10 protein-coding genes are annotated in these 10,798 nt (G+C 38.3%); 6 read left to right on the forward strand and 4 right to left on the reverse strand.

Annotation, left to right across the window (positions count from 1 at the left end; all coding sequences use genetic code 11):
- Window positions 1-20 precede the first annotated feature (20 nt).
- The 4 genes from pssE to E5N72_RS04190 all read right to left on the reverse strand — a co-directional run bounded on the left by pssE (window position 21) and on the right by E5N72_RS04190 (window position 2,950).
- The gene (gene pssE, locus E5N72_RS04175; RefSeq protein ID WP_135923358.1) at window positions 21-470 is read right to left on the reverse strand and encodes a PssE/Cps14G family polysaccharide biosynthesis glycosyltransferase; all 450 of its coding nucleotides are present in this window, start codon (window positions 468-470) and stop codon (window positions 21-23) included.
- Window positions 467-949, reverse strand: a complete 483-nt coding sequence (pssD, locus tag E5N72_RS04180; RefSeq protein ID WP_205994291.1) for a PssD/Cps14F family polysaccharide biosynthesis glycosyltransferase — start codon at window positions 947-949, stop codon at window positions 467-469. Before pssD ends, pssE begins: the two co-directional genes overlap by 4 nt.
- Window positions 950-1,025: 76 nt before the next feature.
- The gene (locus E5N72_RS04185) at window positions 1,026-2,078 is read right to left on the reverse strand and encodes a glycosyltransferase family 4 protein (RefSeq protein ID WP_135923359.1); all 1,053 of its coding nucleotides are present in this window, start codon (window positions 2,076-2,078) and stop codon (window positions 1,026-1,028) included.
- Window positions 2,075-2,950, reverse strand: coding sequence for a glycosyltransferase (locus E5N72_RS04190; protein ID WP_276605827.1), 876 nt, complete (start codon window positions 2,948-2,950; stop codon window positions 2,075-2,077). The genes E5N72_RS04185 and E5N72_RS04190 overlap by 4 nt, the downstream gene beginning before the upstream one ends.
- 240 nt (window positions 2,951-3,190) lie before the next feature.
- Here E5N72_RS04190 and wecB point away from each other — a divergent pair, with 240 nt between their 5' ends.
- The 6 genes from wecB to rfbA all read left to right on the forward strand — a co-directional run bounded on the left by wecB (window position 3,191) and on the right by rfbA (window position 10,797).
- Complete coding sequence (gene wecB, locus E5N72_RS04195) at window positions 3,191-4,306, forward strand: UDP-N-acetylglucosamine 2-epimerase (non-hydrolyzing) (RefSeq protein WP_135923361.1); 1,116 nt, start codon at window positions 3,191-3,193, stop codon at window positions 4,304-4,306.
- A 501-nt stretch (window positions 4,307-4,807) separates the two neighbouring features.
- Window positions 4,808-5,923 carry a polysaccharide export protein gene (locus E5N72_RS04200; RefSeq protein WP_135923362.1) on the forward strand — a complete coding sequence of 372 codons (1,116 nt, stop codon included), beginning with the start codon at window positions 4,808-4,810 and terminating at the stop codon, window positions 5,921-5,923.
- A gap of 8 nt (window positions 5,924-5,931) precedes the next feature.
- Window positions 5,932-6,366: a low molecular weight protein-tyrosine-phosphatase gene (locus E5N72_RS04205; RefSeq protein ID WP_135923363.1), complete on the forward strand. Its 435-nt coding sequence runs from the start codon at window positions 5,932-5,934 to the stop codon at window positions 6,364-6,366.
- A gap of 13 nt (window positions 6,367-6,379) precedes the next feature.
- Window positions 6,380-8,623, forward strand: coding sequence for a polysaccharide biosynthesis tyrosine autokinase (locus E5N72_RS04210; RefSeq protein ID WP_135923364.1), 2,244 nt, complete (start codon window positions 6,380-6,382; stop codon window positions 8,621-8,623).
- A gap of 197 nt (window positions 8,624-8,820) precedes the next feature.
- Entirely contained in the window at window positions 8,821-9,906 is a 1,086-nt protein-coding gene (gene rfbB / locus E5N72_RS04215) for a dTDP-glucose 4,6-dehydratase (protein ID WP_135923365.1), read from the forward strand.
- An 18-nt stretch (window positions 9,907-9,924) separates the two neighbouring features.
- A complete protein-coding gene (gene rfbA, locus E5N72_RS04220; protein WP_135923366.1) occupies window positions 9,925-10,797 on the forward strand; it encodes a glucose-1-phosphate thymidylyltransferase RfbA in 873 nt (290 codons plus the stop codon).
- Window position 10,798 lies beyond the last annotated feature (1 nt).

A 10,798-nucleotide genomic window follows, 5' to 3' on the forward strand; every position in this document is an offset into this window, starting at 1 on the left:
TTTTAATCTTTTGTGAAAGCTTAAAGTAACTTTAAGCTTTCACAAATTTGCTTTGCTTTTGTAAACTCGCATTTTTTATATGGAGTAGGTGTAAAAGTTTTAGCTTGTTTAATTTTATCTATCACTTCACAAGGGTTATAACAGCCAAGGCCATAGCCGTTAGTGTCAACAAAGCGGACTAAATCTTGCTGATGAGGATCAAGGCGTTCAGTGTTTTGAACTACAATTATTTTTTTACCCATTTCCAGTAAGTTATAAACGCTTCCTGCACCAGCATGAGTAATTACTAAGTCAGCTTGTTCATAATATTTATGAATATCACTGACAAACTCGATCGTTGTCACTGATGGGTTTTTATATTCGCCATCAGCAATTTGAAAAATAGCATCATCTTCATCAGTCAACGCTTTTTCTATTTCAAAAAATAGCGAGTCGTAGCGGGTACTACCGACGGTTGCAAATATTTTCATAAACGGCCTGAATAAATTGCGTTAGGGTAAAGCGCGAGTAAGTCTTCGTTTTGTACAAAGAAAGTATCGGCAATGCGATACATCACTTTTCCAGTTAAAGAACGGCTATAGAAGCGCGACCACGATTCTAAAAAGATGACTTTTTTACCTAATAGCTTAAATATTAAAGCGGGCAAAATAACCATTCCTGGCCCTGTAGAAACAAGCCCAGTTACCTTGTAATTACGAGTGATTTGTATGCATTGCTTTGATGTTGTAAAAGCATTCTTTAGCAACTGAAATGGGGCTTTCCACTTGCTAAATTTATCTCTAGGCTCATTACACTCAAAGTGTTTTAGAGAATTAAAATTATCTTTTGTATCAGATATTGATACAAAATCGAATTCAGCATGCGTTTTCATTAAGGCCAAAAGCCTTTTCATTTGTTCTTTGTGACCACCACTTCCATAAATGATGAGCGTTACAGGTTTTTTTTCCAAAAAAGTCACCGTTGTAATTTAATTGGGGCGATTATAATAAAGGCCTGCCAGTATTTCTATTATTTATAAAAAGTAGCTACTTCAGAATGTAGTCAATGATGACTTTGGTTAGTCTTGTAGGATCATAGTTTTCTATGACCTCTTTTTTACCGGCAGAATCAAATTGCTCAATATTGTTTGCCATAGTTTGAATCGCCGAGCACAAATGTTCTTTGTTGTGAGTATCGATAGTGATTCCAACATGGGGTTTAACAATATCGGCAACAGGACCGTTATTAAAAGCAACAATCGGTAAGCCCAAACTCATCGCTTCAATAAATACAACACCAAAAGAATCATAGATAGAAGGCAAACAAAAAATATCAGCGCTCTGTAAAGCCTTAGTTTTATTTGAGTCAGCCAGCCAACCTAAAAACTCAACACGGTCAGCAACACCTAAGTTTTCAGACAGAGAAACAAGTTGGTTCTTAAGTGGTCCATCGCCAATCACCTTTAGTTTTACATTAGGTAAATCTGGCAGTGTTTTAATAACTAAATCAAGCCCTTTCCCTTCTATGAAACGAGCCATTGATACAAGAGTTACATTGTTTTTATCAAATCGCTTTTGAGGAGCCGGTTCGTGTGCATGTTCAAAAAGCTTATAAGCTAAAGGGTTAGCAACAACAAGAGTGTCTTTTACAAGCCCTTTTTCTTCTAATAGAGTTTTCCACCAAGGAGTAACAACTACTACTTTATTGGCAGGTAAAAGAAAAACCTTAAGAGCCCACATACCAAACTTGCTGTTAGTATATTGGTATAGAGTAGGTGAGTGAAAGTGAATAATCACTTCGCCGCCAAGTGCTTTTACAGTTAGTGCTACAATAAACTTACGAGTCATTGAAAACCATGGGCCACAATGAAGCCAATAAATCCGGCGGCGCTTAATATTTTTTAGTGAACTAAAAATAAGCTTAAACCAAGCATTAACAAAATAAAGTATGGTGCCTTTACTATCGTTGTGAGTATTGATCCGTTCGAAAGGTTGCCCTAACTTTAAAAAAGCTTCTTCAAAAGCTTTTAAAACTGTACTTATACCGCCTTTTGTTTCTGTTGAATGCGTACCGACGATATATATTAAAGGGTTTCTCATTTTAAAAGCCTGTTACGAAAATGAGCAAGAATAGGTAAATTGCTGGATAAAAAATAACGCATTTTCTTTACCTGAAGGCCACAAAAAAGCTGTTTAACAAATAAACTTAAAGGGTAGCGTTTCTTTTGTGCTACCAAAATCAAAAAAGAGAGGTTTTCTTTGTTACAGCGTGACATGTCTTGATGATGCTTTTTAATATACTGGTTGTAACCAGTCACTTTATTTTTAACAGTTGTGATACGGGTTTCTTCGTGGCCTTGATGCTGTATGTAAGAATAGCCTTTTAACATTTTTGCAGGGCCAAATTGCTTTATTAGTCGCGTCCATGTGTCGTAATCCTGGCAAGCTTTGAAAGAAGTATCAAAACCTTTTATCAATTTAAGTTTGTAAGTTTCAGTAAAAACTTGGTTTGTTGCATAGTTATAACTCAAGATTTTAGCGAGCGAGATTTCACCTCCGCCAGCATCAATCACTTTACCTTTTTTGCCATAAAACCATAACACCCCATGGGATAAAAAGGCGTAGTTTGGATCATAGTTACTAACAAGCGACTCTAACCGGTGAGGTAAAAACTCATCGTCGTCATCAAGGCCTGTAATGTATTTACCTTCAGCTATATTAATCGCTTTATTTCTGGCTGCACACGCCCCAATGCTTGTTTGTTGATGAATTACTCGAACACGAGGTTCAATACTACTTAATTCGTCTAACCAGCTTTTTGTTTGCGCGCTGTCAGTAGAACCATCATTAACTATTATTAGCTCAAAGTTAGTAAAGGTTTGATTTAAAACAGATTCAACCGCTCGCTTTAATAATGGCAAACGGTTCTTAGTGGGAAGGTATATTGATACTATTACATTTTTCTCTTCCACTATACTGCATGCCCATATTAATCAATTATTTTTCTACGCTTATGGTATCTGTATCAACTGTAAATATCAAAACACAGAACCATAAACAGATCGTTTTATATTAACATTATTCCGTAGTAGAATGCTGGAGTTTTTGCAGTAAAAAGTTAGATGACACGTTCAAGCACAAACAAAAGGCAAGCATTAATAATTTAGTCTCTTAAACCGATCGCAACTTTTGAATCGATCTTAAGGAAAACAATGAAAGTATTAACAGTATTTGGTACCCGCCCCGAAGCAATTAAAATGGCGCCGCTAGTTCTTGCGCTCGAAAACGATGCAAGAATTGAAGCAAAAGTGTGTGTAACAGCGCAACACCGAGAAATGCTTGACCAAGTATTGGATCTTTTTCAAATTACGCCTGATTATGATTTAAACATAATGAAAGCAGGCCAAGACCTATACGACATCACCAGTAAAATTTTACTCGGTTTACGTGATGTGCTTGATGAGTTTAAACCAGATTGGGTGCTTGTTCATGGTGATACAACCACTACATTTGCAGCATCAATGGCCGCTTTTTACAAGCAAATTAAAGTAGGGCACGTAGAAGCAGGTTTACGTACAGGTAATTTGTATAGCCCATGGCCAGAAGAAGCAAACCGCACATTAACGGGCGTATTAACAGCAAAACATTTTGCCCCTACGCAAGCGTCTGCAGATAACTTATTACGTGAACACGTATCAAAAAACGCTATTTTTGTAACGGGTAACACGGTAATAGATGCATTACTGCAAGTTAAAAATAACGTATTGCCAAAAGACGATGTACAGCAGCAGCTAACCGACAAGTTCGCTGAAATTTTAGATAAACCTTATGTACTCATCACAGGTCATCGTCGCGAAAGCTTTGGTGGTGGGTTTGAGCGAATTTGCCAATCAATTTCGTCGTTGGCCTCAAAATACTCTGACTATAACTTTGTATATCCTGTGCACTTAAACCCAAATGTACAAGAACCGGTTAAACGCTTGCTGGCAGATAAAAGCAATGTAAAGCTTATCGATCCACAAGACTACTTACCTTTTGTATTTTTAATGAATCAAGCGTATTTAATTTTAACAGACTCAGGTGGCGTACAAGAAGAAGCGCCAAGTTTAGGTAAGCCTGTGTTAGTAATGCGTGATACCACAGAACGCCCAGAAGCAGTAGCTGCAGGTACCGTTAAGTTAGTAGGCACAGACACCGATAAAATTATAAACGCGGTGAGTGATCTGATTGAAAATAAAGAAACATACAAAGAAATGAGCTTTGCACATAACCCTTATGGCGATGGAAAAGCATGCGAGCGCATTATTGAAGGGCTATTTACTAATTAAATAACCTACACCTGCCTACAATAGGTTAAGAGCTTAGCCATTTCCAATGTAAGACTAGGCTTGCTTGTGAGCATAACTATTTATGCTTACAAGCATTTTCTAGTACTCTTTTATTTAAACCGCTTTTAGAAACATTCCCAAGCTTGAAATATGCAGACTTGCCTGTATAATGCGCCCTACTTAAGGATGTTCCAATGTAAATGGATAGTAATGCAAAGTTGCTAAATTACGAATAATCAAGTCAGTTATGTCTTCGACTTTAATTACTTCTTAAAAGAACTCCATAGAAATTGTAAAAGCTTTACTACTAAAGTGCTTTGAAAAGCTGCCTTATCTGCATTTTTCAAGTGAATAGTACTGTCATGCTTTTGTATATAAATAGATGTGTTTAGCCTTGATTCAAGGCCTTGTTAACTTGCGTATAACAAGCCGTCATGCTTTAATTGATCAGCTTTAAAATAAGTAAGTGTAAACTTATATAATAATCTTTTAGGAAGAAGAATGGCGTTCAAATTTAAACTCCTTGCAGCAACTTTATCTCTCCTCTCTGTAAGTGCATGTACAATCATACCAGGTAGTCATTACGAAGGTATTGATTCAGGCGCTCAAGTAGAAAACTTAGAAAAAGACCTCGAAAAAGTCAATATTCAAGTTATTGATTCTTCTTTAATAAATATTCAAAAACGCGAAGTTAAACAGGTTAATACAACCAACCGAAAAGGCATTGATACCTCTGATTATCAATACCGCCTAGGGGTGGGTGATGTGCTAACCATTGGTGTATGGGATCATCCAGAGTTAACTATTCCTGCAGCTGTACAACGTACAGCCGAGTTTGATGGTTTTCGTGTAGCAGAAGATGGCACAATAACTTATGCATACGCACCTAAAATACCAGCAGCAGGCCGCACTGTTGCAGAAGTACGCGCTGACTTGGTAAAGCGCTTAAGCCGCGTAATCGAAAACCCGCAAGTTGACATAAAAATAGTTGGCTTTAGAAGTCAAAAAACTTATGTAACAGGCGAAGTAGAAAACCCAGGTGTATACCCAATTACAGAAATTCCACTCACAATTATAGACGTATTAAACAACGCAGGTGGTATTACTGATCGTGCTGACTGGCGAGAAGTAACTTATACATCGGGTAACAAAACAGAAATAATCCGCCTTGATGACTTTTACAGCCATGGTGATATTTCGCAAAACCGTTTATTAAAACATGGTGATATTGTACATGTTAGCCGTAACGACAAACACCAAGTGTATGTATTAGGTGATGTAATTAAAGCAGGCACGGTAGATATTGACCGCTATGGCTTAAACCTAGCTCAAGCATTAAGTGATACCGGTGGTATTAGAGAAGCCACTGCTGACGCAAACGGTATTTTTGTATTACGTAAGCGCGACCTAGCCAAAGATGGCGTAATTGCAGACGTATACCAATTACACGCTAAAAATGTAGCAGCACTGGTATTAGCAGAGCAATTTGAGTTAAAGCCACACGATATTGTGTATGTAACTTCTGCACCGCTTGCACGCTGGAACCGCGTAATAAGCTTATTGTTACCGTCTATTTCTACGGTTGACTCAATTAACGATGTAGCCAATACAAACTAAGGATAAGTATGTTTGACTCTGTATTAGTAGTGTGTGCTGGCAATATTTGTCGTAGCCCAACTGCCGAGTATGTACTTAAAAGTAAGTTACAAAACAAAGGGATTACTGTTACTTCAGCTGGTTTAACTGCATTAGAAGGTAAGCCAGCCGATGCCACTGCTCAGCAAATTGCTGAGCAGCATGGTATTAATATGGCAGAGCACCGTGGCCAACAAATAAATTCAGCATTAGTACAGCACAACAGCGTTATTTTAGTGATGGAACAGCGTCATTTAACTGACTTATGCGCACGTTATCCTCAAGCAAGAGGTAAAACGTTTTTGTTAGGCAAATGGTTAAACGACACCGAGATCCCCGACCCATATCGTCAGAGCTTAGAAGCATTTACCCATGTTTATGAGCTAATCGATAGCGCTTGTAGCGCTTGGCAAAAGTATTTATAAGGAAACTGCATTAATGAATGCTCAGCCTTCAACGCTAAATAATAGTAACCGAACAACACAAACTAGCCCGCAAGAGTCGCAAGAAATTGATTTAATGGCGCTACTGGGCGCTTTGCTCGACCGTAAATTATTTATTATGGCCATTACCGGCGTGTTTATGGTGCTGGGTGTAATTTATGCTTTGTATGCAGCGCCTGTTTACCAAGCCACTGCCATGATACAGGTAGAAGATAATAGCGCCACGGTACCAGGCTTTGACGACATGAGCGGTATGTTCGAAAGTACCTCGGCTGCAGTAACCGAAATAGAGCTATTAAAATCACGCTCTGTAATTGGCGAGGCAGTCGACAAATTAAACCTAGATACGGTAGTTAAACCTAAACTATTCCCATTAATAGGTAACCGCGCATACCGAAGCTTTAAACCAAGCTCACCGGGTGAACTGGCTGAGCCTAGTTTTGGTGCAAGCTCATATGCATGGGGGGGCGAGAGCATTGATGTATTTAGGTTTGATGTACCTAGCTTTAATATTGGAACTGAGTTTGTTGTGGTAGCACAACAAAATAACCAATTGGCACTATTAAACGAAGCTGGCGAAACAGTATTAACTGGGCAAGTAGGGCAAGAGCTTTCTAACGGTATTATTGAGCTAACTGTACGTAGCTTAAATGCACGCCCAGGTACCGAGTTTATTATTACCAAACGTGATCGTTTAAATACAATTTTAGATTTACAAGCAGCTATAGGTGCCAGTGAAAAGGGCAAAGACTCGGGCATTATTAACTTAACCTTACAAGATACCGATTTTAGTTATGCTGAAAAAGTGCTTGAGCAGGTGGCAGGTATTTATGTGCGCCGCAATGTAGAGCGCAACAGCGCTGAGGCACAAAAGTCACTTGAGTTTTTAGAGGTACAATTACCAGAGGTCAAAAAACAGCTCGAATTTGCCGAAAAACGCTTTAACGATTACCAAATTAAACAGCAATCAGTAAACATAACGCTAGAAACACAAGGCGTACTTGATCAAATTGTTCAGCTTGAAACTAAATTACAAGAGTTAGAGTTACAGCGCTTAGAGCTTAGCCGTAAATTTAAAAAAGGTCACCCTGCATACCAAGGCATACTTGAGCAAATAAAAGCAGTTAAAAAACAAAAAGATGACCTAACAAGCGAAGTAACTAACTTACCCTCTACCCAGCAAGAGTTATTGCGATTAACCCGTGATGTAGAAGTAAGCAACCAAATTTACACTATGCTACTGGCTAAAACACAAGAGCTCGATATTGTTCGCGCGGGTACAGTAGGTAACGTACGTATTATTGATCACGCAGAGGTGAATACATCAAAACCGGTTAAGCCTAAAAAAGCGCTTATAGTGGTTATGGCAACTATGCTAGGTGGCATGATTGCTGTAGCGATTGTATTAGTGCAAAAAGCGCTCCATAAAGGTATTGAAGACCCTAGCGAAATTGAGGCCATGGGCTTACCAGTTTACGCAAGTGTGCCGTATTCAGACCATCAAGATCAGTTAGTCTCGTTTGGTAAGCTTAAAAATCGAAAAGCCACCCAAGCCAATACTATTTTGGCGGTTGAAAACCCCGCTGACTTAGCAATAGAGGCGCTACGTAGCCTGCGCACTAGCCTGCATTTTGCGATGATGGAGGCAAAAAACAACGTTATTGCGATATCGGGCCCAAGCCCAGGTGTGGGTAAGTCATTTATATCGGTTAACTTAGCAACTGTATTAGCACAAAGCGATAAAAAGGTACTAATAATTGATGCCGATATGCGTAAAGGCTACTTACAAAAAGCGTTTAACGAAAAATGGGAAAACGGCTTAAGTGACTTTTTATCGGGCCGATTAGAGCTTAAAAATGTAATTAAGCAAACTAAAATACCAAACCTGCATTTAATTACCCGCGGCCAAGTACCACCAAATCCGTCTGAATTATTAATGCATGAGCGTTTTTCAAAACTGGTAGATACCATTAAAGAGCATTACGACTTAGTAATTATAGATACGCCACCTATTTTAGCAGTAACAGACCCTGCAATTGTGAGTGCCCATGCAGGGAGTACCTTACTTGTTACCCGTTTTGGCCAAAACCATGTACGTGAACTAGAGCTAACCCGAAACCGTTTTGAACAAAATGGCATTGATGTAAAAGGCGTAGTGTTTAACGGTATTCTAAAAAAAGCCAGTAATGCTTATGGATATTATGGCTATTACAATTATGAATATAAATCGAGTACATAATTGTATCGAGGCTACTTTTTAATGCTGTGAAAATAAATAGTCATAAGCTAGATAGTTAAAATTGATTGTTTCCAATGAGCAAAGTATCTCAGCGATTCTTTATAATGGCTGAGATACTTGAACATAGAAATTAAAAGTTGTAAGGCTTTATAAAGTAGCCTTCACACGGAAAATACAAAGTACAAAAGGCTTTTATTGTGAAAATTTTAGTAACAGGTGGTGCCGGTTTTATCGGCAGTGCAGTTGTTAGGCACATCCTTTCAAATACTAAAGATAGCGTAGTTAATGTTGATGCCTTAACCTATGCTGGCAATCTTCAATCACTTCCTGGTGCAGAGAATTCTGAGCGATATTTTTTTGAACACGTAAATATATGTGATCGCGCTGAACTTGATCGTGTTTTTTCAATACATAAACCAGATGCAGTAATGCACTTAGCAGCTGAAAGCCATGTAGATCGCTCAATTACAGGCCCTGCTGAGTTTATTCAAACAAATATTGTGGGAACTTACAATCTATTAGAAGCAGCACGTGAATATTGGAATTCATTAAATGGTGACTCTAAAAAATTGTTTAGATTTCATCATATTTCTACAGATGAAGTCTATGGTGACTTGCCACACCCTGATGAACAAGAAGATGGTGCTTTAAGTGAGGGATTACCTCTATTTACTGAACAAACCTCATATGCTCCGAGTAGTCCTTACTCATCAAGTAAAGCATCAAGCGATCACTTAGTACGTGCTTGGTTACGCACTTACGGCTTTCCAACCATAGTGACTAATTGCTCTAATAATTATGGGCCGTATCACTTTCCAGAAAAACTCATTCCATTAGTGATTTTAAACGCCTTGGAAGGCAGGTCTCTACCAATATACGGCAAGGGGGATCAAATTAGGGATTGGCTCTATGTAGAAGATCATGCTCGGGCTTTATATAAAGTTGTTACCGAAGGTAAAGTGGGTGAAACCTACAATATTGGCGGCCATAATGAAAAGCAAAACTTGGAAGTAGTGCAAGCAATTTGTGCGATATTAGACATTTTAGTACCTAAGGAAAGTAAATACGCAGAGCTAATCACTTATGTAGCAGACCGACCTGGCCATGATAGGCGTTATGCTATTGACTCTTCGAAAATACAAAGAGAGCTTGGTTGGACACCTAACGAAACATTTGAAACTGGTTTAAAGAAAACAGTTCAGTGGTACTTAGAAAATCAAAAGTGGTGTGAAAATGTTCAAAATGGTTCTTATCAGCGAGAGCGCTTAGGCGAAATCGCATAAATAAGGAAGGAGTACCTTGTGAAAGGAATAATCTTAGCTGGCGGATCAGGCTCTCGCTTATACCCAATTACTCTTGGAGTGTCTAAGCAATTACTACCTATTTACGATAAGCCTATGATTTATTATCCATTATCGGTATTAATGCTAGCGGGTATACGTGAAGTTCTAATTATTACTACCCCAGAAGATAGCGATTCTTTCAAGCGCTTATTAGGTGATGGTTCTCAATTTGGTATTGAAATAACCTATACAGTACAGCCTAGCCCCGATGGTTTAGCTCAAGCCTTTGTACTAGGAGAAGATTTTATTGGTAACGATGATGTGTGTTTAGTCCTGGGTGATAATATTTTTTATGGTCAAAGTTTTACCCCTAAACTTAAACGTGCGGTTGAAAATGCAAAAAACGGTAATGGAGCGACCGTATTTGGTTACCAAGTCAAAGATCCTGAGCGTTTTGGTGTGGTTGAATTTGATCATAATAAAAAAGCAATTTCGATAGTAGAAAAACCAACAAAACCTAAATCGCATTATGCTGTAACTGGCTTATATTTTTATGATAACTCGGTAGTTGAATTAGCTAAAAAAGTTAAACCATCAAACCGGGGTGAGTTAGAAATAACATGCTTAAATGAAATATTCCTTGAGCATAATAAGTTAAATGTAGAAATATTAGGGCGTGGTTTTGCTTGGTTAGATACAGGCACACACGAAAGCTTACTTGAAGCAGCTCAGTTTGTTGAAACTATCGAAAAACGACAAGGTTACAAAATTGCCTGTTTAGAAGAAATAGCCTTTAATCAGGGATGGTTAACAAAAGCTGAGCTAGAGAAGCTTGCTAAGCCATTACTAAAAAATGGTTATGGGCAATACTTAATGGATTTAATGGAATAGT

The organism is Pseudoalteromonas sp. MEBiC 03607 (genome assembly GCF_004792295.1).
In the GTDB taxonomy this organism is placed as follows: Bacteria; Pseudomonadota; Gammaproteobacteria; order Enterobacterales; family Alteromonadaceae; genus Pseudoalteromonas; species Pseudoalteromonas lipolytica_C.

What these genes read in the sequence shown, in the direction of transcription:
- pssE (WP_135923358.1), bottom strand. Translation starts at nt 470, where the DNA reads ATGAAAATATTTGCAACCGTCGGTAGTACCCGCTACGACTCGCTATTT.
- E5N72_RS04210 (WP_135923364.1), top strand. Translation starts at nt 6,380, where the DNA reads ATGAATGCTCAGCCTTCAACGCTAAATAATAGTAACCGAACAACACAA.
- wecB (WP_135923361.1), top strand. Translation starts at nt 3,191, where the DNA reads ATGAAAGTATTAACAGTATTTGGTACCCGCCCCGAAGCAATTAAAATG.
- E5N72_RS04185 (WP_135923359.1), bottom strand. Translation starts at nt 2,078, where the DNA reads ATGAGAAACCCTTTAATATATATCGTCGGTACGCATTCAACAGAAACA.
- E5N72_RS04200 (WP_135923362.1), top strand. Translation starts at nt 4,808, where the DNA reads ATGGCGTTCAAATTTAAACTCCTTGCAGCAACTTTATCTCTCCTCTCT.
- E5N72_RS04205 (WP_135923363.1), top strand. Translation starts at nt 5,932, where the DNA reads ATGTTTGACTCTGTATTAGTAGTGTGTGCTGGCAATATTTGTCGTAGC.